A 26,444-nucleotide genomic window follows, 5' to 3' on the forward strand; every position below is an offset into this window, starting at 1 on the left:
CGCCCGCCCGTGAGCGCGCGCGGTGCACCGGGAACGGTGTCACCGACGAGCGGCACGGGCGGGCGATCAGTCGACGGCGCCGGTCAGCCCTCGTCGGGCAACCCCTGGAGCGACTCCTCCACACCGATCAGGTGGTTGGCCATCCGGGTGCGGGCCCGCTCCGGGTCGCGCGCCCGGAGGGCCTTCAGGATCGCCACGTGCTCGTCGTGGGTACGCCGGTCCGCGCCCTCCTCGTGCAGGCTCCGCCAGAGCCGCCCGCGCAGGGTGCGCCCGGCGAACGCCTCGATCAAGCCGATGAGCACCGGGTTGTCGGCGTGTGCGGCGATGATCCGGTGGAATGCGATGTCGATTTCCATGATGCGCTCGTGGTCCTGCGGTGACCGGCCGGCAATCCGGGCCGCCTCGTCGAGCAGTTCGGCGGCCTGCGCCAGGGCCTCGTCGGTGATCCTGGTCGCGGCCAACCGGGCGGCCTCGCATTCGAGCAGACGGCGGACGGTGTGGATGTGCCGTCCGTCGCCCTGCCCCTGGAAGTCGACCACGAAGCCCATCGGGGCCAGCAGTTGCGGCGCGTCGAGGTTCGTGACGTACGTGCCGTCACCCTGGCGGATGTTGACGATGCCGAGGATCGACAGCGCGGACATCCCCTCGCGCAGCGAGCCCCGCGAGACGCCGAGGGATTCGGCGAGGTCCTTCTCGATGGGCAGCCGGTCCCCGGGCTTGAACGTCCCTTCCAGGATCATCCGCTTGATGCCGTTCACGACCTCGTCGGTGCGGGACATGACACCTCCTAGCGGCCGGCGGGGGTGGCGGCTCCACCCGCGATGACGTACGGCTCCGGAGATGACACGGTAGCCGCCTCGGCCGAGGCCCAGTAGCGGCCGTCCGGGAACCGGTACCGTTCGATCGACTCGGGGTGCATGCGGGTGGAGTAGCCGGGCGCGTCGGGCAGGACGTATCCGCTGCCCCAACCGGTGTCCCGGATGACGCACGGATCGGTGAAGTGCTCGTGCAGGTGGTCGACGAACTCGGTGACGCGGCCGGTGAGATCCCCCGACACCGCGACGTAGTCGAGCACCGACACGTGTTGGACCATCTCGCAGAGCCCGACGCCGCCCGCGTGCGGGCACACCGGGACGCCGAACTTCGCGGCGAGCAGCAGCACCGCGACGATCTCGTTGACGCTGGCCAGCCGGCCGGTGTCCAACTGGCAGAAGTCGATGGCCTCGGCCTGGAAGAGCTGCTTGAACATCACCCGGTTGTGGCAGTGCTCGCCGGTGGCGACGCCGACGGGAGCGACGGCGCGGCGCACGGCCGCGTGGCCCAGGATGTCGTCCGGGCTGGTCGGCTCCTCGATCCACAGTGGGGTGAAACGGGCCAGCGCCCTGACCCACTCGATGGCCTGGTCGACGTCCCACACCTGGTTGGCGTCGAGCATCAGGTTGCGGTCCGGGCCGAGGATCTCCCGGGCGATGGTGCACCGGCGGATGTCGTCGTCGAGGTCGGCGCCCACCTTGAGCTTGACGTAACCGTAGCCGGAGTCGACGGCCTCCTGGCACAGCCGGCGCAGCTTGTCGTCGCCGTACCCGAGCCAGCCCGCCGAGGTGGTGTAGGCCGGGTAGCCGGTGCGGGCCAGCTCGGCGAGGCGGTCGGCCTTGGTGCTCTGCTGTGCCCGCAGGATGGCCAGCGCCTCGTCCCGGGTCAGCGCGTCGGACAGGTAACGCAGGTCCGCGATGTCGACGAGTTGTTCGGGGGACATGTCGGTGAGCAGCCGCCACAGCGGCTTGTCGGCCAGTCGCGCGACCAGATCCCAGGCCGCGTTCAGCACGGCCGCCAGGGACAGGTGGACGACGCCCTTCTCCGGGCCGAGCCAGCGCAGCTGGGTATCGGAGGTGAGCAGGCGGTAGACCGCGCCCATGTCGGCGGCCATCGTGGCGACGTCCAGGCCGACCAGGCGGTGGGCCTGGTGGGCCGCCGCCGCCACGACGATGTCGTTGCCCCGACCGATGGTGAAGGTGAGGCCGTGACCCGCCAGCGGTACGCCGGCGCTGTCGACGCCGTCGGTGTGCAGGATGACGTAGGCCGCCGAGTAGTCGCCGTCCTTGTTCATGGCGTCGGACCCGTCAGCGGTCAGCGAGGTGGGAAAGCGGACGTCCTCGACGGTGACGCCAGTGATCTGCGGCATGCGCTCCTCGCCCGGCTCGGCTAAAGATCAGATGATCATTCGGAGTATACGGAGGGCGGTTTGGATGCGTCAACGACGCCGTGGGGCCTATACGCATAGACATCCAACGTTTCCTCGCGCTCTCCGCGACGGACCGCGCCGGTTGCTCGCGGCGGCTCACGCCGTTGCGGTCCGGTTGCGGTAAGGGAACCTGCGAGTTGCTGGGAAGGTTCGACGTTCACAATCGCGGCCGGTTGAACCGACGCGGCGAGCTGCCACCATCGAATCGATACATCACATCTTTCGACGAGCGGACGCCGGGACGTGCGGGACGCCGGTGAGCGCGGCGGAAGGCCGGTGTCCCCGCACGGTACAACTGTCTGACACACCAGACCCGCGACACCATGGAGAGAAGATCGGAGCCCACCCGTGGCCGAGACGACCCTGCGACCGATGAGCCCCGGCGACGCGGACCGCGTCCTGGCGATCTACCAACTCGGCCTCGACGGCGGCGACGCCAGCTTCGAGGTCACCGCACCGACCTGGGCGGCGTTCGACGCCAGCCGGATCGCCGCGCACCGGTTCGTGGCGGTCGCCGACGGCCTCGTCCTCGGCTGGGTCGCCGTCACGCCGACGTCGAGCCGTCCGGTCTACGCCGGCGTCGTCGAGCACTCCGTCTACGTCGACCCGGCGGCTCAGGGGCGCGGGGTCGGCCGGCTGTTGCTCGACGCGCTGATCACCTCGACCGAGGGCGCCGGCATCTGGACGATCCAGTCCGGCATCTTCCCCGAGAACACCGCCAGCCTGGCCCTGCACCGCCGGGCCGGCTTCCGGGTCATCGGCGTACGCGAACGGATCGGCCGCCACCGCGACCGCTGGCGTGACGTCGTGCTGCTGGAACGCCGCAGTCCCACCGTCGTCTGACCGGAACCCGTCCGTGCGCGGACACCCCCGCGGCGTCCGCCGGGCACCGGGTCCGCGGGCGTCGCCACCGTCACCGTCGGCTGGCGCAGGCGACGCAGGTACGCGCCGACGGGCGAGCCGCGAGCCGTTCGGCGGGGATCGGGCGGGAGCACCGTTCGCAGACGCCGTAGGTGCCCGCCGCGACGCGGCTCAGCGCCTCGTCCAGTTCGGCGACGCGTCGACGGGCCGCGGCCAGCACGGCGCTCAGTTGTGCCCGCTCGAACGCGATCGTGCTGCCCTCGGGGTCGTGTTCGTCGTCGGCGTTCGAGGACCGGGACGCCTCGAACAGGCTCCGCAGGTCGCCCTCGAGCGCGGCGATCTCGGCGGTGGTCTCGTCGCGTCGACGGTGCAGATCCGCACGAATCGCGCTGGGGTCGGTGTCCATGACGGTTCCACGCTACGCGCGGGGAACGATCGCGGGGTCAGCGTTCGGAGCGCACCTGGACGCGATGCGGCCGGCCGTGCGCGTCCTCCCGGTCGATCCGCAACTCCCGCTCCAACTCGCCGATGACCGCGCGCAGGTCGTCCAGCCGCTGGGTGAGCGCGATGCGGTCCACCTCGTCGGGGATGCCGTCACCGTCCTCGTCGTAGCCGGGGGCCAACCGCTCGGTCATCTCCAGACGACGGGCCTCCTCCATGGAGTTCACGATGACCGCGATGAGGATGTTGAGCAGCAGGTTGACGGTGATCACCACGTAGCTGACGTAGTAGAGCAGCGTCCACGGCGAGATGGCCAGCCCCTGCTCGATGAGGTCCGGCAGCGTCTCCAGCGACAGCAGCACGAACAGCGTCAGCAACGACCTGCCGATGTCCCCGTACTCGTCGGGATACCGGTCGCCGAAGATCAGCCAGCCGGCCATCCCGTACACGTAGAGCGTCACCACGGCCAGCGCGAGGAATCCGGTGACGCCGGGCAGACTGCGCCACAGCGCGGAGACAATGGTCCGCAGGCCCGGCGAGAACCGCACCAGCCGGACCATCCGGGCGACCCGCACCACGCGCAACAGCGCCGCGTCGCCGTGCAGGCCCGGAACGAAGATGGCGGCGATCACGAGGAAGTCGAAGACGTTCCAACCGTGCCGGAAGAAGTCCTGTGGACGCCGGCCGTACGCGGCCAACCGGACGCCGATCTCGATGGTGAAGACGGCGCGGAAGAACAGCTCCAGCCCGTGCAGCGCGCCGCTCGCGGGGAACAGCCCCTCGTACGTCTCCACACCGAGGACGATCCCGTTGGCGAGGATGACGACGACGATGCCGATCTCAAAGGGACGCGACCGGGCGAGCCGCGCGCAGGCGTCGGCGACCGTGGGCCGGCGACGGTCGGGGCGTGACCGATCACCTCGCTGCGCGGGAGCGGGCGCACCGCTCACCAGGCGGCCGATCTGTCGGAGCGTGCCAGGGTCACCGCCAGGACCCACCCTTGGTCGTGGTGGCGGCGCGGAAGCATGGCGACCACCCTAGGCCGCGTTTTCAAAGGTCCACAACCATTGGCGTAGCGCGGTGATAGTGACGGTGGCCTGGAACGACTGACAGCTGGGCTTACCGGAGCCCAGGTGACGGTCCTGGACGTTCTCGATCTCGCACCGAAGGTACGTTCTCGTACCGACCGAGTGGACGTTGGACTTCGCGACGCCGCAGGGCAGGGCCGGCAGCCCGCAGTTCGCCCAGACCGACCTGGCGCGCTGCGACGGCGACCGCCACAGGTTCTGCGCTACCTCCCGCACGAGCGCGAGGACGCCCTCATGCGCGAGTTGGGGCTCACCGGCTGACGGTCCATGGCGAACACGTCGTCGGCCCGCCCCTGGTGGGGAGCGGGCCGACAACGGGAGGTGGCCCGGCCGGGATCACACCGGCCGGGCCCACCGATCAGGACTCCAGGCGGCGACGCCGGGCGAGGAAGAACGCGACCGCGCCCAGGACGACCATCACACCTCCGACGCCGGTCATGGCCGGGACTGCACCGCCGCCGGTGACCGGCAGGATGGGTTGCTCGCCGCCCCCACCAGGTCTGCCGGGGCTGCCGGGTGCGCCAGGACTGCCGGGTGCGCCAGGACTGCCGGGTGCGCCGGGGCTACCCGGTGCTCCAGGGCTCCCCGGTGCTCCAGGGCTGCCGGGTGCGCCAGGGCTGCCGGGTGCGCCAGGGCTGCCCGGTGCTCCAGGGCTGCCGGGTGCTCCGGGGCTGCCCGGTGCTCCGGGGCTGCCGGGGGCGCCGGACGGGCCGGGTGCGCCGGACGGGCCGGGTGCGCCGGGGCTGCCGGGTGCGCCAGGACTGCCGGGTGCACCAGGGCTACCCGGTGCTCCGGGGCTGCCGGGCGGGCCGGACGGGCCGGGCGGGCCGGACGGGCCGGTGGGCCCGGGTGGGCCGGTCGGTCCAGGCGGGCCCGTCGGCCCGGCGCAGTTCGGTGCGCTGATGACGTTGGTGTCGAGGGTGACGGCGGCGGTGCGCGCCAGCGCGCGGCCCTGGAGGGTCGCGCCCGTGGCCATCGTGATCGCGGCCTGAGCCATGATGGTGCCCACGAAGGTGGTGCCGGTGCCGATCGTCGCCGAGCTGCCGATCTTCCAGAACACGTTGCAGGCCGACGCCCCGTTGGTCAGGACGACGCTGCTGTTCGACGCCGTCGTCAGCGAGGAGTCGACCTGGAAGATGAACACGGCCGACGGGTCGCCCTGGCCGTTGAGCGTCAACGTTCCGGTCAGTTGGGCGGCCCCGATCCGGTAGACCCCTTCGTTGAGTGTGTTGCCACCCAGCTCCGCCGGGAGGTTGGTGAACGGGGTCCGGCCGGCGGCGTCGTTGAAGGCGGTGGTCAGGTCGCTCTGAGCCTGGAGCGCGACCGCGTCGCCGAGGTGCACCTCCCCGCCGATGGTGGCCGTTCCGAAGCCGGACGCGGTGTTTCCGGGGAACCGCCCGAGGCTCTGGGCCAGGAAGCTGGGGCCGGTGTTGGTGGGCTCCGCTCCGGCGAGGACGGAGAAGTCGGCCGCCGTCCCCAGGTTGACCGGTGCTTCCTGCGCGTTTGCTGCGGTCGAGCTGAAGAGCAGCAGGCTGGCTGCCACCGTGGCGGCTGCGCCAGTCGCGAGCGACGGCAGGACCACCCGCCGCCGTAGCCAATTCTTGGGTTTAGCTGTCACAGAACACCCTCCGTGGGTACTACTCGCAGGAGACGTCCAACGAGTGGCGTCCTGCGTGATACGGCCTGAATGACGCCGATGAAGCGCGCTGACCACCACATCACGTCAAATGGTCCAATGAGGGATAATTAGGACAATAGCCCAAGCCGATCTGTCCGATCGGACTGACATTCGTATTCGTATTCGTCGGTTCTGGGAGTAGCGGTAGCGGTCGGGTCCCGGCCCGAGAAACCCCCGCCTAAGGAGTGGCCCGCCGCGCGACCCCGCGCGGTGCCTGCCGGGCGGACCCCGTCAGCGGCTCTAGAGTGGGTCGGTGACCGACGCAGCCAGGAGGTCCGGAGACCGCGAGGCCGGTCGGCAGCCGATCTGGGCCAGACCCGAACGGGGAACCCGTGGCCCCGCGCCGACGCACAGCCGGGAGGCGATCGTCGCGGCGGCGATCACCCTGGCCGACACCGAAGGGCTCGCCGCGGTGTCGATGCGGGCCGTCGCCGCGGCGCTGGGCACCGGCGCCGGATCGCTCTACCGCTACCTGTCGTCCCGTGACGACCTGCTCGACCTGATGACCGACCGTGTCGTGGGGGAGCTGCGGCCGTACCCGCCGGAGCAGGCCGACTGGCGGGACGAGATGCTGCTGGTTGCCCGCCGGCAGTTGGGCTTGTTCCGCGCCCACCCGTGGCTGGTGGACGTGATCCAACGGCCGTCGGGCGTCGGTCCCGAGAGTCTGGCCTGGTTCGACAACTGCATCCGGATCCTGGAACCCGTGCGCTGCGCCGTCAGCGCCAAGTTCGAGGCGATCGCCGTGCTGACCGGCGTGGTGAGCTTGTTCGCCCGCAGCGAGGCCGCCGCCGGGTCACCCGGCTTCGCGGGCGTCGACCTCGGGGCGTACCCACATCTCGTCGCGGCCCTCGGCCGGGTCGGGCCGCCGACGCCCCCGACGGACCTCTTCGAGCGGACGCTGCGCAGCCTGCTGACCGGCCTGCTGACGCCGGCGTCCGCCGATTGAACGGGCGGGCGACGGAGGGCGTGCCCCCGTCGCCCGCCGGCACAACGAACCCGGGCCCGAGTCAGGCGCGCGCGGCGCGGATGGCGTCGCGGAGCTCGGTCGTGGGTCGACCGATCAACCGGCTGAGGTCGTCGCTGTCGGTGGCCAGCTCGCCGATGGCGATCGAGTGGTCGAGGGCGGCCACGAACCCGGCGGTGCCGGCGTCGAGCCCGACGTTCCGCAGCGCGGAGGCCAGCTCGGCGGTCGACATGTCCCGGTGCACGACAGTCGTGCCGGTGAGCTCGGTGACGGCGTCGGCCAGCTCGTCGAAGGTGAACGCGGTGCCGCCCAACTCGTAGACCGTGTTGCCGCCCTCGTTCCGGGTCAGCGCCGCCGCGGCGGCGGCCGCGTAGTCGGTCCGGGGAGCGGCCGAGACCTTGCTGCCGCCGGTGGCGCCGAGGATGGTGCCACTCGCCAGGTACTGCGGGAGCTGATCGGTGTAGTTCTCGGTGTACCAGCCGTTGCGCAGCACCGTGTACGACAGGCCCGACGCGGCCAGCACCTCCTCGGTGGCCTTGTGCTCGGGAGCGAGCGGGTTCGTGGTCGTGTCGGCCTTCAGGATGCTGGTGTAGACCAGGCGCTGGACCCCGGCGAGCCGGGCGGCGTCGATGACCGCGGTGTGCTGGGGCACCCGCTGCCCCGGGGTGTCCCCGGAGATGAGCAGCAGGCGGCGTACGCCGGCCACGGCGCCGGGCAGCGTCGAGGGGTCGTCGTAGTCGGCCTGCCGGATCTCGACGCCGCGGGCGGCCAGGTCGGCGGCCTTCTGCGGGCTGCGGACGACGGCGGCGATCTCGGCGGCGGGCACACCGGCGTCGAGCAGGTGCTCGATCACCAGCCGGCCGAGGCGGCCGGTGGCGCCGGTGACGGCATAGGTGGGCATGGGGACCTCCGATAAGCGGTTACTTCTAGTAAGCACTTACGAATCTACAGCACAAGTCGTTGAGTAAGCCTCGGGTAGGCTGGTGACGTGACCGACGTGCCGGCCCACGACCCGGCGGGGCCTACCCAGGAATTCGTCAGCGATGTTTTCGCGCGGAGCTGCACCTCCCGTGCCGCCTTCGAGGACGTCACGTCGAAGTGGGCCTCGCTCGCCCTGCTCGCGCTCGGCGAGGGCAGCTACCGGTTCAACGCCCTGCGGCGGCGCATCGAAGGGGTCAGCGAGCGGATGCTCTCCCAGACCCTGCAGACGCTGGAGCGCGACGGAATGCTCACCCGCGAGGTGCTCACCGCGATCCCGCCGCGCGTCGAGTACACGCTCACCCCGCTCGGTGTCCGGGTCGCCGAGCAGCTCCGTGGCCTCGCCGACCTGCTGGAAGCCTCGGTGCCCGAGGTGCGGGCCGCCCGTGAGCGGGAGCGGCCCTGAGGGGCCGTCACGCGCTGGACGGGCACCCGCCTAGTTGGTGTCCTGGGCGCAGATCGTGGTCATCTCGGCGAGGTAGCTCGCGAGGGTGGGCAGGCCAGCCTCGGCGCGGCGGCGTTCGACGCCCGGCTCGTCCCTGATCGGGGTCGCCGGGACGGGACCGTCCGGCCCGCAGCGGATCTGTGTCCCGTACACCTGGGGCTCGCCCTTGGCCACGGCGACGCGGTCCTCGAGGTAGGCGAGGTTGCCCGGCGACGCCTGGCGGGCGGCGACGGCCGCGCGCAGCAGGTCCAGCGCCTCCTGTTGGAAGGCGGGGTCCAGGTCGGAGTGCTGGACGATGGCCCAGGCGGCGTTGCCCCCGTCCTCGCCCACGAGAGCGAAGGTCGGCCAGCCGTGGGTACGGATGATCTCTTTCAGCCGGAGGGTGCGCGCCTGGTCGGACTCGGTCTGCGGGGTGCCCGCACGGTCGGCCTGGTCGCGCTCCAGCATCGCGATCAACTCGTCGTGCAGCGCCTTGTCAAAGGCGGCGGGGGAGACGGAGGTTGCCGGGGACGGGGACGGGGACGGGGACGGGGACGGGGGCGGGGGGTCGCCCGTAGGGCCGTCGGTGGTCCCGGGCGAGGTGCCGCAGCCGGTGAGGAGCAGCAGGCACACAAGCGGCCGGGCGAACCTCGACGGAAGCCTCACAGCATCGATTTTCGTCGCCACCAGGACGTGTTCACAAGGTCCGCGCCGGGGCGACCTCAGGCGTGCAGCGTCTCGCGGGGCGGCACCCCGTAGCTGGCGTGGTACCAGGCGGTGAACCTGCTGTGGCTGGCGAACCCCCAACGGCTGGCGATGGCCGACACGGTCTCCCGTCGAGGGTCGGCCCGGACCAGGTCGTGGTGCGCCCGGTCGAGCCGGACCCGGCGCAGGTACGCCATCGGTGTGGTGCCGAGGTGGCGACGGAAGGCGAGCTGCACCGCGCGCAGGGAGACCGCGGCGGCGTTGGCGATGTCGGCGGCGCCGATGTCCCGGTCGGCGTTCTCCTCCATGAAGGCGATGGCGCGACGCAGGGTCGCGGTACTGGCGTCGTGGCGGTCCCGGGCGGTCTCGTCGGTGAACGCCGTGTTGGGAAAGATCGCGAGCGCCGCCGCGGCGAGCATGCGGGCGGCGCTGCCGATCACCAGCGGCTGGGCGCTGGCGGTCGGGCTGTTCAGGACGACGTCGTTCACGTACCTGGTGGTCCGTCGCCACTGCCGGGTGAGGGTCGCGTCGACGGGGCCGAGGTCGGTGAAACGGATCGGGCCGGGCCGCCGAGCCGGCGTGGCGGTCGCCACCTGTCTCAGTACCCCGAGGTCCAGTACGCAGAGTTCCACCTCGCCGGGTTCCCACCGCAGGCTGAACGGCTCGCCCGGCCGGTTGGTCAGGAACACGTCGCCGGGGCCGAAGCGGTGGGTCTCTCCCTGAGCGGTACGGCTGATCAGGGCGCTGCGGGTACGGCAGACGATCAGCCCGTCGATGTCGCCCACCTCGATGTCGAGATGGGCGCTCTGGCCGGTTGTGGCGAGGGCGAACGGCCCGGCGTCGACGCGCTGGTGGACGAGGTGGTAGCCGGTCTCGCCCGCGTGGATACGCAGGTCCGCGGTGTACGTGCTGGCCAGGAAGCGGTGGATGGCCGCCGGGTCGTGACTCTCGAATGCTCGGGCCTGCACTGGTGACGTCATCCGCTGTCTCCGTCCGAGAGGAGACCGCCGGTCGGATCGGGGCCGGCGGTGGGGTCGGGACGTGGCTGGGCGCACGTGCCGGTGATCGCGGCGCGTAGCCGACCGGGTTCGGCGGTGGTGGTGGCGTCATTCCCAGCAAATCACATATCCATTGATGGGAATTCCACCATACGGCAACCGGCCGTGCACGTCCGTCGATCCGCCGTTTTGCCGAGCCGACTTCGCTTTCCGGCTATCGCACGCGGCGATCCTGCGCCCGCTGTCCTAGTCGCCTCCGATGCGGCAGCGAAATCTTGTTCATGATCCCCCGGGCGTCCCGACGTCCGGGCCACAGCCGGAGATCCGGCCGACAGGCGGGGGTGAGTCGTTGGACGGTACCGATCCGGACCGCGTCGTACGGTTGGCGGTGGCCGAGGCGCTGGCGCGGGTGGCGGACGAGGACAGCCTGGGACTGGGCGAGGGCGACGCGCTGATGAGCCTCGGCGTCGCGCTGCGGGAGGTGCTGCGCCGCGCGCTCGACGACCGCGTCCCGCTGACCACGCCCGAGTTCGTCGACCTGTGCCGTGACCTACGGCTCAACCGCGACTCGTTCGACCTGCTCGGGCACTACCTGCTCACGGCATTGCTGGCCCACCACGTCGGGCCGGACGCCCTGGTACGCGTCGGGGCGCTCCTCGGCACCGTCCGGCGCTACCTGCCCGCCGCCCGGCCACCCGGACGACGCAACGAAGGGCCCGAGCGCCGGCGACGCGACGTCCGCGCGGACAACAGCGTCGTGGGCCGCTATCGCCGTGCCAAGCTCCCCGAGCACCTGCCCAACCCGCCGAGCTGGACGTGTACCGGCTGCGGCCGCGAGTGGCCCTGCGCGACCAAGCAGAGCCAACTGCTCGCCGAGTTCGGCGGGGCGCGCGCCTCCCTCGCCGTCTACCTCGGCTCGTGCCTCGTCGCCGCCGCCCAGGACCTGCCGACGCTGCCTCTGCCCAACGCGCGACACCGCTTCCTGGGCTGGCTGCCCCGCGCCCGGATCTGAGGACGGCGCGCCGCCGTGGCCACTGGGCAAAGAGGCATCGATACGATGGAATGTCCTGGACGCGCCGCACCCGGGAGGACACCGATGCCGACCGCCCGAACCCGCGCACGAAGCGCCGCCGCCCTGGCCGGCCTACTGGTCGCGGCGCTCGCCGCCGCGCCCGCCACCGCCGACCCGACCGACCGGCACCGTCCGACCCCACCCCACGTCGTCGGCACCGGTACGGTCCCGGCCTACTCCTATGCCAGGGCGATCCGGGAGAGCGTCTGGGTCGAGACCCGCGCCGACAGCGACGGCGACGGCGTCCGCGACCGGGTCGCGGTGGACATCGTCCGGCCCCGGGAGGCCGCCGCCGCAGGGATCCGGGTACCGGTCATCATGGAGGCGTCGCCCTACTACCTCTGCTGCGGCCGGGGCAACGAGGGCGAGTTCAAGGCGTACGACGCGTCCGGCGTCATCGCCTCGGTGCCCCTGTTCTACGACAACTACTTCGTCCCGCGCGGCTACGCCTTCCTCGCCGTGGACCTTGCCGGCACCGCCCGCTCGACCGGGTGCGAGGACGTCGGAGGCCCGGTCGAGGTGGGCAGCGCCAGGGCGGTGGTGGACTGGCTCAACGGCCGGGTCCGCGCGTACACCGCCGACGGACGACCGGTCGACGCCGGCTGGAGCACCGGCCGGGTCGGCATGATCGGCAAGTCGTGGGACGGCTCCGTCGCCAACGGGGTCGCCGCCACGGGCGTGCCGGGCCTGGCCACCATCGTGCCGGTCTCGGCCATCTCGAGCTGGTACGACTACATGCGATACCAGGGGACGCTGGTGTCGACCGACTATCCCGGCTGGCTGCACTCGGACGTCAGCAGCCGCCCCCAGTCCGCCTGCGCGGCGGTGCTCGCCCGGCTGCGGGCGGACAGCGCCGAGCAGACCGGCGACTACAACGGGTTCTGGGCGCAGCGCGACTACCGGCCGTCGGCCGACCGGGTGCGGGCCAGTGTCTTCGTGGCACACGGTCTCAACGACCTGAACGTCACCACGAACCAGTTCGCCCGCTGGTGGCAGGAGTTGGCCGAGCGGGGCGTACCCCGCAAGCTGTGGCTCTCCCAGGCCGGCCACCAGGATCCGTTCGACGTGCGACGCGCCGAGTGGGTGGCGACCCTGCACCGCTGGTTCGACTACTGGTTGCAGGGGTTGCCGAACGGGGTGATGGACGAACCGCGGGTCGACCTGGAGACCGCCCCCGGCAGGTGGACGACGCAGCGCGACTGGCCCGCGCCCGGCACCCGGGAGATGCGGGTTCACCTCGGCGTCGGGGACGGCGTCACCGGTACCCTCGGCGGCCGCGCCGCGCGGCCGGGCCAGGAGCGGGAGTACGTCGACGAGGCGCTGACCGAGGACGCGGTGGTCGCCGAGCCGAACAGCGCGACCGCCGGCCGGCTGGTCTTCCTCTCCGCTCCGCTGGACACTGCGCTGCGGATCTCCGGCAGCGCGTCGGTGCGACTGCGCGTCCGGGTGGATCGGCCGACCACGCAGCTGAGCGCCCGCCTGGTCGACTACGGCACCGCCGAGCGGAGCTGGTTCGGGGCGGTGCGGACGTTGGACACCGAGTCCTGCTGGGGTGCGTCCACCCAGGCCGACGACGCCTGCTACCACGACACCGAGGAGATCACCGAGGTCTCCGACCACGCGGTGCTGGCCCGGGGCTGGCTCGACGCCGCGCACCATCGTTCGCTGCGGTTCACCACGCCGCTGCGGGCGGACCGGTGGTACACGGTCACCGTGCCGCTGAACGCGTACGACGCGGTGGTGCCGGCCGGGCACGTCCTCGGCCTGGTGCTCGGTCAGAGCGACCCGGAGTTCACGATGGCCGAGGACCGGGACGCGACCGTCCGGGTCGACCTCGGGCGCAGCGAACTGGTCCTGCCGGTCGCCGGTCGGACCGGGTTGCCGGCCGTCGACGTCGCGCCGACGGTGGTCACCGCGCCCGCCGCGCCGTCGACGGCCGAATCGGCACGCGTGGAGCGGGGGCGCCAACGCCCCTGATCCTGTCGCCCCGCTGTCGTTTCGTCACCCAGCGCCCGCGCCGCCGTGCCCTTCAACGGGCTCGGCCAGGGAGTTCACCGGGTACCCGTCCGGCGTACGGCGGGCGTTCACCGACCTCTTCGAGGCTCCTTGATCGAAAGAGCATTCGCTTGATCGAGGAGAGGCTCTGACGTGAGAGACAAGCAAGCCGAAGAGGTCGAGCGCGCGCAGTTGTCGCGGCGCAAGCTGGTCAAGTACGCGGGTGTCGGCGCGACGCTGGCCGCCGCGAGTCCCCTGGTGGGCGGCGGCGCGGCGTGGGCCGACGAGGAGCGCCGGCCCGGCGATGACGAGGGCGACCGGGGCGGCGTCAAGAACCGGTCGTGGCGCGCGGGTGACCACCACGTCCACTCCGAGTACAGCGGCGAGTTCGACACCACCCGGAGCCCGATCGTCTTCCACAAGGGCGCGGACGCGGTCTACCCGATCGTCACCAACGCCATCATGGCCAAGAACTTCGGCCTGACCTGGGCGATGTGCACCGACCACGGTGGACCGACGCACTCGAAGGTCAACATCGAGCAGGCGTACCCCGACCTGCTGCGCTCGCGCAAGCTCGTCCCCGAGGTGCTCCAGTTCTGGGGCATGGAGTTCGACGCGCCCTCGCTGGACCACCACACGCTGATGATCCCGCGCCACGACGACGAGGCGAAACAGCTCTTCGAGCTGGAGAGCCGCTTCGCCAAGTACGACGCGTTCCCCACCGACCCGGCCCGCGACACCGAGGCCAAGATGGTGGAGTTCCTCAAGGTCGCCCGGGGCATGCCGCACAAGCCGCTGGTGATCGCCCACCACGCCTCCCGTTCGGCGCCCGGCCTCGGCGTCTACGGCCAGGACACCCCGCGCGAGTTCCGTAACGGCAACAACGCCGCGCCCGACGTGTACATCGGCTTCGAGGGCGCGCCCGGTCACCAGGCCGGTCCGCTCAACGGCGGCAAGCGCGGCGGGTACGGCAACCACCCCACCTACGGCGGCTTCGACCAGATGACCGCACGGGTCGGTGGCCTCTGGGACTCGCTCCTCGGCGAGGGTCGGCGTTGGTGGATCACCGCGACGTCCGACTCGCACGTGCACTGGACGCGCGGCGGCTCGGACTTCTGGCCGGGGGAGTACAGCAAGACCTACGTGTACGCGCGCCAGGACTACGGCGACATCATGGACGGCCTGCGCAACGGCCGGATCTGGGTGACCACCGGCGACCTGATCCGCAGCCTCGACGTGACCGCCACGTCGCAGGGCAAGACGGCTGAGGTCGGCGAGACCATCACGGTCAACCGTCGCAGCCGCACCGACGTCGAGATCGAGATCCGGTTCCGCCCGCAGGACGGGGTGAACGGCAACGGCGACCGGCCGGAGGTCCGCCGCGTCGACCTGATCGTCGGGCAGATCACCGGACCGAGCGCCAACCTGGACGCCGACACCAACCCCACCACCAAGGTGGTGGCCCGGTTCGGCCCGCGCGACTGGCGTCGGCAGGGTCACGACTACGTCATTCGGCACACCCTGCGCAATGTCGAGGCCGACACGTACGCCCGGGTGCGCGGCACCAGCACCGACGAGGCCGAGCCCCTCGCGGACGGTCTCGAGAGCCCGTGGGACGACCTGTGGTTCTACTCCAACCCGGTGTTCGTGCACGTCCGCTGATCCCGCCCCACCCTCCCTGTTGATCAAGAGGTTCGCGTCACCGCAGGCCTGAATCCTGACGCGAACCTCTTGATCAACGCCGTTCTGCGGGTGGGGCGGGGTGGATTTCGGTTACCGCTTCGCAGAGGTTGCGCAGGGGGTCGGTGGCCTGGGTGGAGCAGGCCACTCTTTGCAGCAGGGTGCGCAGGGTCGTCGACTCGGTCGGCGTGAGCGACCCCAACAGGTGCGCCTCCACCCGTCGTAGCGCCTCGCGCCGCTGCTCCCAGGCCGCCCGCCCGGCGTCGGTGACGTCCACCAGTCGGCTGCGCCGGTCGGACGGGTCGGCCCGCCGGGCCACGAAGCCGGGGCGTTCGAGGTCGTCGATCAGGTACGTCAGCACCGTGCGGTCGATCCCCAACTCCTCGGCGATCGCGCCCTGATTGCGACCCGGGCCGGTGACCGAGGCGGTGAGCACCTGATAGCCGCGCGGGCCGCCGGGAAAATCGGTCAGCGCGTGCTCGGCCGCTCGGACGTAGCCACGGAAGACGATCCCCAGCATCCAGCCCAGATCGTCGTCGAGCGGATCGGGCCGGTCCGGCCGGTCGGTGGCACCCGTCATACCCCGACGATAGCCGAAGTCACAGACCATGTTGGCAACAGATGTTCTGTCTGACATAAGGTTGGCGTCGCGACGCATCGCGCGACGCGGCGCGTACGACAGGAGGCTCGCACATGAGCGACTACGGCCACGACCTGGTCTTCGGCTCGTTCACCACGCCCGGCAACGACGACCCGGACCGCACCGTCGGGCTCGCCGTCCTGGCCGAGCAGGTCGGGCTGGATCTGGTCACCTTCCAGGACCACCCGTACCAGCCACGGTTCCTGGACACCTGGACGCTGCTGAGCTTCATCGCCGCCCGGACCGACCGGGTGCACCTGTCCGCGAACGTCACCAACCTGCCGCTGCGCCCACCCGCCGTGCTCGCCCGCAGCGTCGCCAGCCTCGACCTGCTCACCGGAGGTCGGGTCGCGTTGGGCCTCGGCGCGGGCGCCTTCTGGGATGCCATCGAGGCCATGGGCGGGCGGCGGCTGACCCCCGGGCAGGGCGTCCGGGCGTTGGAGGAGGGCATCGACGTCCTCCGGCAGATGTGGGACGCGCAGGCACGCGGCGGTGTGCGGGTCGACGGCGAGTTCCACCGGGTCATCGGCGCGAAGCGCGGTCCGGCCCCCGCCCACGCGGTGCCGATCTGGCTCGGGGCGTACAAGCCACGCATGCTCGCGCTCACCGGTCGTCGGGCCGACGGCTGGCTGCCCTCGCTCGGCTACCTCGAACCCGGTGACCTGGCCCGGGGCAACGCCGTCATCGACGACGCGGCGCACGAGGCCGGCCGTTCACCCGCCGACGTCCGCCGGCTGCTCAACATCTCCGGCACCTTCTCCACGGTGGGCCGTGGCCCGTTGCACGGACCCGTCGAGCAGTGGGTGCGGGAGCTGACCGAGTTGGCGCTGGGGGACGGGATCGGCACGTTCATCCTGGCCAGCGACGACCCCGACGACCTGCGCCGGTTCGCCGGTGAGGTGGCGCCCGCCGTGCGTGAACTGGTGGCGACCGAGCGCGACCGGGACGCCGCGTCGGTGCGTACCCCCGCCGAGGTCCTTGCGGACACGCAGCCGGCGGCGGTCGTCGCGCCCCCCGCGCCGCGGGGCCGGGCGCGGGTGAGCGCCGGCGCCTTCGCGGTGGTGCCGACACCCGATGACGGCCGCCGGCTCAGCGACCGGAAGGTCTGGGACGAGGCGGCCCGCCCCACCGGGCCGACGCCCGATCCCACCCGCACCTACACCGCGCACGAGCAGGCCACCGGCCAGCACCTGGTGCAGGTGCACGACGGGCTGCGCGCCGAGTTGGCGCAGATCCACGACCTGATCGAGCAGGTGGCGGCCGGCGAGATCGACGCCGGCGCGGCGCGGTCGCAGATCAACACGATGACCATGCGGCAGAACCGGTGGACGTTGGGGGCGTACTGCGAGTCCTACTGCCGCATCGTCACCACCCACCACACCATCGAGGACCAGGCGCTCTTTCCGCGCCTGCGGCAGGCCGACCCGCGGCTGCGCCCGGTCGTCGACCGGCTGGAGCAGGAGCACCACGTCATCCACGAGGTGTTGGAGGGCGTCGACAAGGCGCTGGTGGCGTACGTCGGTGCGCCGGACGGGCTGGCCGAGCTGCGCGCCGCGGTGAACCTGTTGACCGACGCCCTGCTGTCGCACCTGAGCTACGAGGAGCGGGAACTGGTCGAGCCGCTCGCTCGCCTGGGGGTGAGCTGACCGGGTTGCCCGGAGGGACTTGAGAGACTACTTTCGAAACATGTCTCTCAAGAATCCGTACGGGGATTTCGAGATCACCGAGCCGCAGGCCCTGCGGGCGTTGGCACACCCCGTCCGCCTGGCCATCCTCGACCGGCTCCAGCGACACGGCCCGTCCACCGCCACCGGGCTGTCGCCGCACGTCGGGGCCACGCCGTCGGTGGTGAGCTGGCACCTGCGCCACCTCGCGACGTTCGGCCTGGTCGCCGACGCCGACGGAAGCACCAGCAAGCGGGAGCGCTGGTGGCAGGCGACCGCCCGCGGGTTCCGCTTCAGCCTGCCGGACGACGCCGAGGGGCAGGCCGCGGCGCGGCAGCTCCGCGGCGAGATGTTCGCGCGGATCGCGGAGACGCCGCAGCAGTGGCTGCTGCACGACGAGCCCCGCCTGGAGGCCGAGTGGCGCGGGCTCGCCGGGGTGTCCGACACCCGCTTCGTCGCCACGGCGGACGAACTGCGGCACCTCGAAGAGGCGATCGAGGAGCTGCTCGCCCCGTACGTGCGGCGCAAGGACGACGACACGCCCCCGGCCGGCGCGCAGGTCGTCCGGATGCTGCGCTACCTGCTGCCCGAGGTCGCCGACGATCCGTCCGCGTCATGACCGCCGTCGACGCCCCGGCCGCACCGGCCCCGCACCGCGACCGGCGCTTCCGTACCTTCTGGATCGGTCAGACGATCACGGCGTTCGGCGACCGGATCAGCGAGCTGGCCCTGCCCCTGATCGCCGTTGCCCTGCTCGCCGCGACGCCCGTGCAGGCCAGTGTCCTCACCGCGCTGATCTGGCTACCCAACCTGCTGGGCCTGTTCCTCGGCGCGTGGGTCGACCAGCGCACCCACAAACGCCGCCTCCTGATCATCGCGGACCTGGTCCGCGCCGTCGTGCTGCTCAGCCTCCCGGTGGCGTACCTGTTCGGCGCGGTCACCCTGACCCAGCTCTACCTGGTGGCGCTGCTCACCGGCGCCGCAGCGGTGCTGTTCGCCCTGGGGCAGCAGGCGTTCTTCGTCGCCCTGGTGCCACGCTCGGCGTACGTGGAGGCCAACAGCAAACTCAGCGTGAGCCGGTCCCTGTCGTTCATCGTCGGCCCGGCCGTCGGCGGAGGACTCGTCCAGGCGCTCAGCGCGCCGGTGGCGATCCTCGTCGACGCGGTGTCCTTCCTCGCGTCCGCGCTGCTGCTGCGTCGTATCCCGGTCACCGAACCCCCGCCACCGCCACGGCAGACGTCCACCCTCGGAATGGTCCGCGAGGGCATGGCGCTGGTGCTGCGCCATCCGGTGCTGCGCGCCGCGCTCGGCTGCACCAGCACCGTCAACTTCTTCACCTTCATCGCGTCGGCGCTGCTGGTGCTCTACGCCAACCGTCAACTCGGCCTGTCGGCCGGCGCGATCGGCGTCGCGTTCGGCGTCGGAGCGCTCGGTGGCCTGGCCGGAGCGGCCCTGGCACCCCGCATCTCGCGCGCCATCGGGCTCGGTCGTACGGCGATGATCGGCGCGGTGGTGTTCCCCGCCCCGCTCGCGCTGACGGCGCTGATCAACGGCCCGACCTGGGCGAAGGTGGCCATGCTGGCGGCCATCGAGTTGGTGTCCAGCGTCGGCGTGATGCTGATGGACGTCAACCTCAACGCCCTGCTCGCCGCCGTCACCCCGGACGACGCGCGGGGTCGTCGAGCGGGCGCGTACAGCGCCGTCAACTACGGCATCCGGCCGCTCGGCGCGCTGGTCGGCGGCGTGCTCGGCACCACCCTCGGACTGCGGCCGACCCTGGTCGTCGCCGGAGTGGGCGGTGTGCTCGCCGTGCTGTGGCTGCTCGCGTCCCCGGTGCGCCACATCAGGACCCTCGACACCGTCACGCCGTGACCGTCCCGACTGGCCGTCGCCCGGCTTGTGCCGCTCCTGGCTGGCCGTCGCCCGGCTTGTGCCGCTCCTGACTGGAGGCAACTGCCTCCCGAGGCGTGATGCCTGTGAGTCATCTTGATGACTCACAGGCATCACGCTCATGGCACCGATGCCCCCGAGCCGACCTTGACGGCGTGCCGCACCGGCCGCCGGTCAGCTCGCCTCCGCCGCGAGCAGCGCGGCCAACTCGGCGGGCTGGGAGAACATCGGCCAGTGGCCGGTGGCCATCGTGAGGAGCCGCCAGCGCTCGCTGGCGAGCAGCGCCGCCACCGTGTCGTTGGGCTCGGGCCCGTCGAGCAGGCACTTGACGTACGTCGCCGGCAGGTCGCCCAGGTAACCGCTCAGCACGGCCGGCTCGGTCAGCGTGCGCCCCGGATGCGGGGTGGCGCCCTTGACCAGCCGCGCGATCTGCTCGTCGGTGAGACCCTGACCGTCGAACTCGGCTGGGGCGAGCGGCGGCCAGTCGCCGCCGTTGGCGGCGAGCACCGACTCGAACGCCGCCTGCCCCTGCCACCAGCCGGATGCGAACGACCCGCCGTCGACCGGCACCTCCGAGTCGAGGAAGACCACCCGGGTCAACCGGTCACCGATCCGCTCGGCGGCCTGCCCCACCGGGATGCCCGAGTAGCTGTGCCCGACGAGCACCACGTCGCGCAGGTCGCGGCGTTCGATCTCGTCGACAATGTCCCGCACGTGGGTCTGCTGGCCGGCCGGCACTCCCTGCCTCTCGGCGAGACCGGAGAGGGTCAGGGCAAAGGTCTGGTGGCCGGCGGCCCGCAGGGGCGGCGTCACCTCGTCCCACGCCCAGGACCCCAGCCACGCTCCTGCCACCAACACCAGATCAGCCATGGCCGGAACCCTACTGCGGCCCTGCGACAGGTGCGCGCGTCACGACCAGGTCCGGGCCTGGGCGTCGAACACCTCGGGTGGACTCTCGACCGGCAGGACGCAGAGCAGGTGCCCTCCGGGCGCCCGCAGGATGCGGCACTCCATCCACCGCGTCACCTCAGTGGCGCCCAGGCCGACCAGCCGGGCGGTCTCGGCCGCCACGTCGTCGGTCTCGATGTCGAGGTGGTAGCGCGGCGCGTCGTCGACGGCCTGGACGGCGGTGACCAGGCCCGGCACCGCCTCGTGCAGCCCCACGAACTGCGGCTCCTCCGGGTGGGACCGGGTGCCGACGCCCAGGGCCGCCGACCAGAACTCCGCCGCCCGCGCGGCCTCCGCCTCGGGCGCGTCGATGAGCAACGCGTACACACGGCTTCGATGCATGCGAGGCAGGATATCGACGATTCCTACCCTGTGCTGGTCGCGCCGAGGTGAGCGGCGATCTGGGCCGGCAGCGGGTAGGGAGGGAATATCGCCGTCAGGCGTGGTCCGTCGGTGGCGGGCCGGCGTCGACCGGCATCCGGTAGATCCGGATGGGGTAGGCGACGGCCGGATGCCCGCCGTTGAACCCGGCCGTCAGGTGCAGTTGGGCCGCCGGCAGCCAGAGCTGCCCGTCGGTGTCGAGCCACATCGCGTCCACCCAGTTCAGGCGTGGGTCCGCGACGAGCGTACGCACGCTGCGGTCCGGCCCCACCGCGAGGATGCGGCGGCTCTCGACATCGCTGACGTAGATGGTGCCGCGCGCGTCGATGGCCGTGCCGCCGGTGCTCGGGGTGTCCGACCAGGGCTCGACCCGCCGGGCCAACTCCTCGTCCGACAGCGTCGGGTCGTCCAGCCACCGGGTGCCGATCCGGGACATCCCACCCGAGGCCGGCTGGTAGTACAGCCACCGACCGTCCGGCGACACCTCCAGTTGGTCGGTGTGCAGGCACACCTCGGCCCCGCTGGGATCCCGCAGCGCCCGGCCGTCGGCGACCACCGGCCTGCCCACCGTGCTCGGGTGCCCGTCCAACACCCGTCGGCACGCGCCCGAGTCGAGATCCACGACGACGAGGCCGGGCGCGCCGGCATCGGTGACGTACGCGGTGCCGTCGTGGAACCGGACGTCGTCGACGTAGCTGTGCGGACGCACCGCGCCGTCGAGGTGGTAGACCCGGTCCACCCGGTCGCCGTCCACGTCGACCACGATCAACCGCGCCCCGCCGGGCACCTGGTCGCCGCCGAGCTGGGGCGACCCGGAGTCGACGATCCACAGTCGACCGTCCGGGCCGGCGCGCAATCCATTGACGTGCACGAACGTCCCGTCCGGCGGTTGGTCCCGCGCATTCCAGGCGGCGTCCGGGTACGGGTTGCGACGGCCGTCCGGCAGCGCCTCGACCACCTGCACACCCGGCCCGTCCGCCGACGGGTAGCTCAGGAAGACGCGCCCCCGCAGCGTGGTCACGCCCGTGCAGACCCGGTCCTCGACGAGTACCGGTGTCAACCGAGGATCCTCCTCGGTGGGAAGCATGGACATCGGCCCGCTCCTCACCCGACGGGCGACACCGCCGTACCGTCGATGGTCCGCCACCGTTGGCGCGGTATCCCCGTGCCGGCCCCGGCGAAACACCGCCCCCGCCACCGGGTCGGGTACGCCGGCCACACCGCCCCGGGCCGCCGGTGGTGCGCTCCCGACTGATCGGTCAGGATGGGACCGGGCGACGCCGGGCCGCCGCCCCGAGCCGACACACCCCAGCCCTGCCGAGGAGTTCCGTGCCGTCCACCCTGCTCTCCCGCCGTGACCTGGACTTCCTGCTGCACGACTGGTTGCGGGTGGCGCACCTCGTCGAGCGTCCCCGCTACGCCGAGCACTCCCGGGAGACCTTCGACGACGCCCTCGACCTCGCCGAGCGGGTGGCCACCGACCAGTTCGCCCCGCACAACCGGGCCGCCGACCTCGCCGAGCCCACGATCGACGGGAACCGCGTGCGGACGATCCCGCAGATCGAGGCGGCACTGCGCAGCTTTGCCGAGACGGGCCTGCTCACCGCCGCGATGGACGACTCCGTCGGTGGTCTGCAACTGCCGCACGCCGTCGCCGCGGCCTGCTTCGCCTGGTTCCAGGCGGCCAACGTGGCCACCTCCGCGTATCCGCTGCTGACCCTGGGCAACGCCAACCTGCTGCTGGCTCACGGCAGCGCCGAGCAGGTCGACACCTACGTCCGGCCGATGCTCGAGGGCCGGTTCTTCGGCACCATGTGCCTGTCCGAGCCGCACGCCGGCAGCTCACTGGCTGACATCGTCACCCGGGCCGAGCCGCAGCCCGACGGCACGTACCGCCTGTTCGGCACCAAGATGTGGATCTCCGGTGGCGACCACGAGCTGGCCGAGAACATCGTCCACCTGGTGTTGGCGCGGATACCCGGCGGCCCGCCCGGGGTGAGGGGCATCTCGCTGTTCGTCGTACCCAAGGTGCTGGTCGGCCCGAACGGCTCGCTGGGGGAGCGCAACGACGTGGCGCTGGTCGGGCTCAACCACAAGATGGGGTTCCGGGGCACCACCAACGCGCTGCTCAGCTTCGGCGACGGCGGACACACCCCGGGCGGCCAGCCCGGCGCGGTGGGCCACCTGGTCGGCGCGCCCCACCAGGGACTGGCCCAGATGTTCCACATGATGAACGAGGCCCGGATCGGCGTCGGGGCCGGCGCCACCGCGCTGGGCTACACCGGCTACCTCAAGAGCCTGGCGTACGCCCGGGAACGGCCGCAGGGCCGACCGGTCGGCGCGAAGGACCCGGCCACGCCGCAGGTGCCGATCATCGACCACCCCGACGTACGCCGGATGCTGCTGGCCCAGAAGAGCTACGTGGAGGGGGCGCTGGCCCTGGTGCTCTACTGCGCCCGGCTGCTCGACGAGGAGAAGACCGCGCCGACCGACGCGGACCGCGAGCGGGCGCACCTGCTGTTGGACGTGCTCACCCCGATCGCCAAGAGCTGGCCGTCGCAGTGGTGCCTGGCGGCGAACGACCTGGCCATCCAGGTTCTCGGCGGCGCCGGCTACACGCGCGACCACGACGTGGAGCAGCACTACCGCGACAACCGGCTCAACCCGATCCACGAGGGCACCCACGGAATCCAGGCGCTGGACCTGCTGGGGCGCAAGATGACCATGCACGGCGGCGCGGGCCTGCTCCTGCTGACCGAGACGATGGGGGACACCGTCGCGCGGGCGCGGGTGGCCGGCGGCGAGGCCGCCGAACTGGCCGAGCGGCTGGACACGGCGGTGCGACGGATCACCACCGTCACCCGGCGGCTCTGGGCCGGCGGCGATCCGGTGGTCGCCCTGGCCAACGCCAGCGCGTACCTCGAGGCGGTCGGGCACGTGGTGATCGCCTGGATCTGGCTCGAACAGGTGCTGGCGCTGCCGCTCACCGGAAGCGCCGATTCCTTCCACGCCGGGAAGCGGCAGGCCGCCCGCTACTTCTTCAGCGTCGAACTGCCCCGCACGGGACCCCAGTTCGACCTGCTGGACAGCCTCGACCGCTCCGCGCTCGACATGCGCGCGGACTGGTTCTGACCGTCACCGTCGACGGCCCTGGTGGTGCATGGCCTGCCGCCCCTTGACCACACCCAGGACGATCACGATCACCAGCGCGATCAGACCGATGATGATCAGCCAGCGGACGGCCTCGAGAATCAGCCCGAGCAGAATCAGCACGCCAGCCACCACGCCGACGACCCAGAGCAGGGCACGCATCGCGACCTCCCGTAACTCGGTCGCGGCGCGAGATGCGGCGACCCCGGGCCCCACCTTCCCGCCCCCGCGAAACCCAAACACCCCCCGGACGCCCACCCCTGCGCGATCTTGCACTTTCTGTCCCGGCAAAAAGGACTTCGGCCCGCATATCACCAACAGAATCTGCAAGATCGGCGAGGGGTTGAGGGCGAGGGCGAGGGCGGGGGCGAGGGCGAGGGCGAGGGCGAGGGCGAGGGCGCGTCAGCGCCGGGCGACGTAGACGGTGTTGGCGGACTGGCCACCGGTCAGCGGGTTGGCGAACGGCACGACGTGCGCCCGTACGGTCGTGAACACCTTCCCGAGCGCCGCGGTGAACGCGTCGTCCGGTGGGTCGTCCGACCAGAGCGCGAAGACACCCTCCGGACGGAGCAGCGCGGCGAGCCGACGGAGGCCGTCCGGGGTGTAGAACGGCGCGTGGCTCGGGTGCAGGACGTTGCGCGGCGAGTGGTCGACGTCGAGGAGGACCGCGTCGAAGCGCCGCCCGGGGGCCTCGGCGTCGAACCCCTCGTCGCCGGCCACGGCGGCGAAGAAGTCGGCCCGGACGAAGCGGGTCCGAGGGTCCTCGGCCAGCCCGGCCGCGAAGGGCAGCAGCCCTCGTCGGTGCCAGTCGATGACGTCCTCGATGGCCTCCACCACCAGCAGCGCCCGTACCCGTGGGTCGGCCAGCGCGGTGCACGCCGTATAGCCCAGTCCGAGGCCACCGACCACCACGTCGAGCGTGTCGCCGGTCAGTTCGGCGAGGCCGAGGCGGGCCAGCTCGATCTCGGCGACGGGGAAGAGGCTGGACATCAGGTACTCGTCGTCGAGCTTGACCTCGTACACCTCGACCTGGAGCGCCGGGTCGCGACGCCGCCGCAGGCTGATCGCGCCGATCGGTGTCTCCCGCCAGGCCAGTTCCTCGAAACGCGCGCCCACGGTGCCCTCTCGCCGCCGGATTCGTCCCCGAATGGTACCGACCGGGTTCCGCCCCGCCACGCAGGGTCCACGGGACATCGACGCAGCGCATATCCTGTGCCCGGTCGAACCAGCGGAAGGGACCCCATGCCGTCGCGGCAGGATCAGCTGCACTCCTACCAGTTCAGCGTCCAGCGGGCGGTCGCCGCGCTGGTGATGCGGGAGACCGACCCGGCCCAGTCGCCGTTCCGACGGCTGGCGGGCGCGGGCCTGGCCAGCGTCCTCGTCGCGGTGATCGGGCTCGGGGGCGCGGCGCTGTACGGCCTGTTCGCCGGTGGTGGCACCCGCTGGCGGGACCCGGGCGCGGTGATCGTGGAGAAGGAGTCCGGCGCCCGGTTCGTGTACCGCGAGCAGAAGCTGCACCCGGTGCTCAACTACGCCTCGGCGTTGCTGATCGTCGGCGCGGACCGGTCGAAGACGGTACTGGTCTCCCGGCGGTCGATCGACGGCGTGCCGCGCGGCCTGCCACTGGGCATCGCCGACGCGCCGGACTCGTTGCCCGCGCCGGGTCGCCTCGCGAAGTCGCCCTGGACGGTCTGCTCGACGACGGCCGGCGCGGACTCCCGTTCGGCCCTGCTCATCGGCGTCGACCCCGACGGCGGCCGGCCCCTCGGCGACGAGGCGCTGCTGCTCCGCCATCCGGACGGCGACCTGCACCTCGTGTGGCACCAGCGTCGCTACCTGATCCGCGATCCCAACCGGGTGCTGGCCGCGCTGGCGACCACCCGGACACGGGCGGTGCCCGTCGCGCCAGCACTGCTCAACGCCCTCCCCGCCGGGGTTGACCTGGCCCCGCCGCCGCTGCCCGGCGAGGGCCGGCCCTCCGCCCGGGTGCCGGGCGCCACCATCGGGCAGGTCTACCTGGTCCGCAACTCCGGCGGCGGCCGGCAGTACGCGGTGGCGCTCGACGACGGGCTGGCCGGGATCACCGAGTTGCAGGCCGGGCTGCTGTTGGCCCGTACCGGGCAGGGGGAGTCGGAGCCGATGACGTTGGGTCGGTTCGCGGCGCTGCCCACGATGCCCGACCTCGCCCCGAGCGGCCCGACCGCTCCGCCGCCCGCCCCGCCCCGGCTCGCCGCCACCGACGAGGCGGCGATCTGCACCCGCGTCGGCGACGACGACGCGGGCGAGGTGCGCTGGGGCGTACACCTGCCGGACCTGGCGGCCGTTCCGCGGACCGCGCCGTCCGGCGGCGCGGCGCTGGCCGACCACGTGGTGGTGCAGCCCGGCGGCGGCGCGGTGGTCGAGGCCGCCGCGGCGCCCGGCGCGTCCGGTGGGGCGGTGTCGGTGGTCACCGATCTGGGCCGGCGGTACGTGCTGGCCGACCGGGAGGTGCTGCCGATGCTCGGGTACCGCGACGTGCGACCGGTGCGGCTGCCCGCCGGCCTGGTCAGTCTCGTGCCGGCGGGCGCGACCCTCGATCCGGCCGCGGCGCGGGCCGTCGCCGCCCCGTCCTGACGCCGCTCGGGCCGTTCGCCGCCCCGTCCCGA

The 26,444-nt window shown here is 72.2% G+C and carries 25 protein-coding genes; 11 read left to right on the top strand and 14 right to left on the bottom strand.

Annotated elements, in window-relative coordinates:
- Positions 1-83: 83 nt before the first annotated feature.
- Positions 84-779 (bottom strand): FadR/GntR family transcriptional regulator, encoded by a 696-nt coding sequence (locus AB0I89_RS06750; protein ID WP_355050045.1) that lies wholly within the window; start codon positions 777-779, stop codon positions 84-86.
- A gap of 8 nt (positions 780-787) precedes the next feature.
- Positions 788-2,182 (bottom strand): enolase C-terminal domain-like protein, encoded by a 1,395-nt coding sequence (locus tag AB0I89_RS06755; protein ID WP_357121342.1) that lies wholly within the window; start codon positions 2,180-2,182, stop codon positions 788-790.
- A 408-nt stretch (positions 2,183-2,590) separates the two neighbouring features.
- On the opposite strand from AB0I89_RS06755, the gene AB0I89_RS06760 reads away from it, so the two are divergent.
- Positions 2,591-3,085 (top strand): N-acetyltransferase family protein, encoded by a 495-nt coding sequence (locus tag AB0I89_RS06760; protein ID WP_357121345.1) that lies wholly within the window; start codon positions 2,591-2,593, stop codon positions 3,083-3,085.
- A gap of 70 nt (positions 3,086-3,155) precedes the next feature.
- On the opposite strand, the gene AB0I89_RS06765 is transcribed toward AB0I89_RS06760, so the two are convergent.
- The 3 genes from AB0I89_RS06765 to AB0I89_RS06775 all read right to left on the bottom strand — a co-directional run bounded on the left by AB0I89_RS06765 (position 3,156) and on the right by AB0I89_RS06775 (position 6,250).
- Complete coding sequence (locus tag AB0I89_RS06765; RefSeq protein ID WP_357121349.1) at positions 3,156-3,509, bottom strand: TraR/DksA C4-type zinc finger protein; 354 nt, start codon at positions 3,507-3,509, stop codon at positions 3,156-3,158.
- A 37-nt stretch (positions 3,510-3,546) separates the two neighbouring features.
- Positions 3,547-4,494, bottom strand: coding sequence for an ion transporter (locus AB0I89_RS06770; RefSeq protein WP_357121352.1), 948 nt, complete (start codon positions 4,492-4,494; stop codon positions 3,547-3,549).
- A gap of 496 nt (positions 4,495-4,990) precedes the next feature.
- Positions 4,991-6,250, bottom strand: coding sequence for an ice-binding family protein (locus tag AB0I89_RS06775; protein ID WP_357121355.1), 1,260 nt, complete (start codon positions 6,248-6,250; stop codon positions 4,991-4,993).
- 313 nt (positions 6,251-6,563) lie between these two features.
- Between AB0I89_RS06775 and AB0I89_RS06780 the strand changes: the two genes are divergently transcribed.
- Entirely contained in the window at positions 6,564-7,256 is a 693-nt protein-coding gene (locus AB0I89_RS06780; RefSeq protein WP_357121359.1) for a TetR/AcrR family transcriptional regulator, read from the top strand.
- Positions 7,257-7,317: 61 nt separating this feature from the next.
- Here AB0I89_RS06780 and AB0I89_RS06785 read toward each other — a convergent pair whose 3' ends face one another.
- Complete coding sequence (locus tag AB0I89_RS06785) at positions 7,318-8,175, bottom strand: SDR family oxidoreductase (RefSeq protein ID WP_357121362.1); 858 nt, start codon at positions 8,173-8,175, stop codon at positions 7,318-7,320.
- Between the two features lie 87 nt (positions 8,176-8,262).
- Here AB0I89_RS06785 and AB0I89_RS06790 point away from each other — a divergent pair, with 87 nt between their 5' ends.
- Positions 8,263-8,658 carry a helix-turn-helix domain-containing protein gene (locus tag AB0I89_RS06790; protein ID WP_357121365.1) on the top strand — a complete coding sequence of 132 codons (396 nt, stop codon included), beginning with the start codon at positions 8,263-8,265 and terminating at the stop codon, positions 8,656-8,658.
- 30 nt (positions 8,659-8,688) lie between these two features.
- On the opposite strand, the gene AB0I89_RS06795 is transcribed toward AB0I89_RS06790, so the two are convergent.
- Together AB0I89_RS06795 and AB0I89_RS06800 are read right to left on the bottom strand one after the other, a co-directional pair.
- Positions 8,689-9,144 carry a DUF6624 domain-containing protein gene (locus tag AB0I89_RS06795; protein WP_357121368.1) on the bottom strand — a complete coding sequence of 152 codons (456 nt, stop codon included), beginning with the start codon at positions 9,142-9,144 and terminating at the stop codon, positions 8,689-8,691.
- A gap of 254 nt (positions 9,145-9,398) precedes the next feature.
- The gene (locus AB0I89_RS06800) at positions 9,399-10,361 is read right to left on the bottom strand and encodes an AraC family transcriptional regulator (RefSeq protein WP_357121371.1); all 963 of its coding nucleotides are present in this window, start codon (positions 10,359-10,361) and stop codon (positions 9,399-9,401) included.
- A gap of 367 nt (positions 10,362-10,728) precedes the next feature.
- Here AB0I89_RS06800 and AB0I89_RS06805 point away from each other — a divergent pair, with 367 nt between their 5' ends.
- The 3 genes from AB0I89_RS06805 to AB0I89_RS06815 all read left to right on the top strand — a co-directional run bounded on the left by AB0I89_RS06805 (position 10,729) and on the right by AB0I89_RS06815 (position 15,108).
- The gene (locus tag AB0I89_RS06805; protein ID WP_357121374.1) at positions 10,729-11,391 is read left to right on the top strand and encodes a hypothetical protein; all 663 of its coding nucleotides are present in this window, start codon (positions 10,729-10,731) and stop codon (positions 11,389-11,391) included.
- A gap of 84 nt (positions 11,392-11,475) precedes the next feature.
- Positions 11,476-13,428 carry a Xaa-Pro dipeptidyl-peptidase gene (locus AB0I89_RS06810; RefSeq protein WP_357121377.1) on the top strand — a complete coding sequence of 651 codons (1,953 nt, stop codon included), beginning with the start codon at positions 11,476-11,478 and terminating at the stop codon, positions 13,426-13,428.
- A 171-nt stretch (positions 13,429-13,599) separates the two neighbouring features.
- Entirely contained in the window at positions 13,600-15,108 is a 1,509-nt protein-coding gene (locus AB0I89_RS06815) for a phosphoesterase (RefSeq protein WP_357121380.1), read from the top strand.
- A gap of 73 nt (positions 15,109-15,181) precedes the next feature.
- Here AB0I89_RS06815 and AB0I89_RS06820 read toward each other — a convergent pair whose 3' ends face one another.
- Entirely contained in the window at positions 15,182-15,706 is a 525-nt protein-coding gene (locus AB0I89_RS06820) for a MarR family transcriptional regulator (protein ID WP_357121382.1), read from the bottom strand.
- 113 nt (positions 15,707-15,819) lie between these two features.
- Here AB0I89_RS06820 and AB0I89_RS06825 point away from each other — a divergent pair, with 113 nt between their 5' ends.
- Genes AB0I89_RS06825 through AB0I89_RS06835 form a run of 3 tightly spaced genes read left to right on the top strand, consistent with a single transcriptional unit; the run spans position 15,820 to position 19,302 of the window.
- Positions 15,820-17,412: an LLM class flavin-dependent oxidoreductase gene (locus tag AB0I89_RS06825; RefSeq protein ID WP_357121385.1), complete on the top strand. Its 1,593-nt coding sequence runs from the start codon at positions 15,820-15,822 to the stop codon at positions 17,410-17,412.
- A 40-nt stretch (positions 17,413-17,452) separates the two neighbouring features.
- Positions 17,453-18,049, top strand: a complete 597-nt coding sequence (locus AB0I89_RS06830) for a helix-turn-helix domain-containing protein (RefSeq protein WP_357121388.1) — start codon at positions 17,453-17,455, stop codon at positions 18,047-18,049.
- Entirely contained in the window at positions 18,046-19,302 is a 1,257-nt protein-coding gene (locus tag AB0I89_RS06835; protein WP_357121391.1) for an MFS transporter, read from the top strand. The genes AB0I89_RS06830 and AB0I89_RS06835 overlap by 4 nt, the downstream gene beginning before the upstream one ends.
- Positions 19,303-19,494: 192 nt before the next feature.
- Here AB0I89_RS06835 and AB0I89_RS06840 read toward each other — a convergent pair whose 3' ends face one another.
- From AB0I89_RS06840 to AB0I89_RS06850, 3 genes are all read right to left on the bottom strand, one after another.
- Positions 19,495-20,190 carry an alpha/beta hydrolase gene (locus tag AB0I89_RS06840; protein WP_357121394.1) on the bottom strand — a complete coding sequence of 232 codons (696 nt, stop codon included), beginning with the start codon at positions 20,188-20,190 and terminating at the stop codon, positions 19,495-19,497.
- A gap of 39 nt (positions 20,191-20,229) precedes the next feature.
- The gene (locus AB0I89_RS06845; protein WP_357121397.1) at positions 20,230-20,610 is read right to left on the bottom strand and encodes a VOC family protein; all 381 of its coding nucleotides are present in this window, start codon (positions 20,608-20,610) and stop codon (positions 20,230-20,232) included.
- 94 nt (positions 20,611-20,704) lie between these two features.
- Positions 20,705-21,742, bottom strand: a complete 1,038-nt coding sequence (locus AB0I89_RS06850) for an L-dopachrome tautomerase-related protein (RefSeq protein ID WP_357121400.1) — start codon at positions 21,740-21,742, stop codon at positions 20,705-20,707.
- Positions 21,743-21,978: 236 nt separating this feature from the next.
- On the opposite strand from AB0I89_RS06850, the gene AB0I89_RS06855 reads away from it, so the two are divergent.
- Positions 21,979-23,781: an acyl-CoA dehydrogenase gene (locus tag AB0I89_RS06855; protein ID WP_357121402.1), complete on the top strand. Its 1,803-nt coding sequence runs from the start codon at positions 21,979-21,981 to the stop codon at positions 23,779-23,781.
- A gap of 3 nt (positions 23,782-23,784) precedes the next feature.
- Here the strand turns inward: AB0I89_RS06855 and AB0I89_RS06860 are convergent, their stop codons facing one another.
- Both AB0I89_RS06860 and AB0I89_RS06865 read right to left on the bottom strand, forming a co-directional pair.
- Positions 23,785-23,961 (bottom strand): hypothetical protein, encoded by a 177-nt coding sequence (locus AB0I89_RS06860; RefSeq protein ID WP_357121405.1) that lies wholly within the window; start codon positions 23,959-23,961, stop codon positions 23,785-23,787.
- 240 nt (positions 23,962-24,201) lie between these two features.
- Positions 24,202-24,915: a spermidine synthase gene (locus AB0I89_RS06865; RefSeq protein ID WP_357121408.1), complete on the bottom strand. Its 714-nt coding sequence runs from the start codon at positions 24,913-24,915 to the stop codon at positions 24,202-24,204.
- A gap of 126 nt (positions 24,916-25,041) precedes the next feature.
- Here AB0I89_RS06865 and eccB point away from each other — a divergent pair, with 126 nt between their 5' ends.
- The gene (gene eccB, locus AB0I89_RS06870; protein WP_357121411.1) at positions 25,042-26,412 is read left to right on the top strand and encodes a type VII secretion protein EccB; all 1,371 of its coding nucleotides are present in this window, start codon (positions 25,042-25,044) and stop codon (positions 26,410-26,412) included.
- The last annotated feature ends 32 nt before the right edge of the window (positions 26,413-26,444 follow it).

The sequence above is a fragment of the Micromonospora sp. NPDC049801 genome, assembly GCF_040656575.1.
Lineage (GTDB): Bacteria > Actinomycetota > Actinomycetes > Mycobacteriales > Micromonosporaceae > Micromonospora.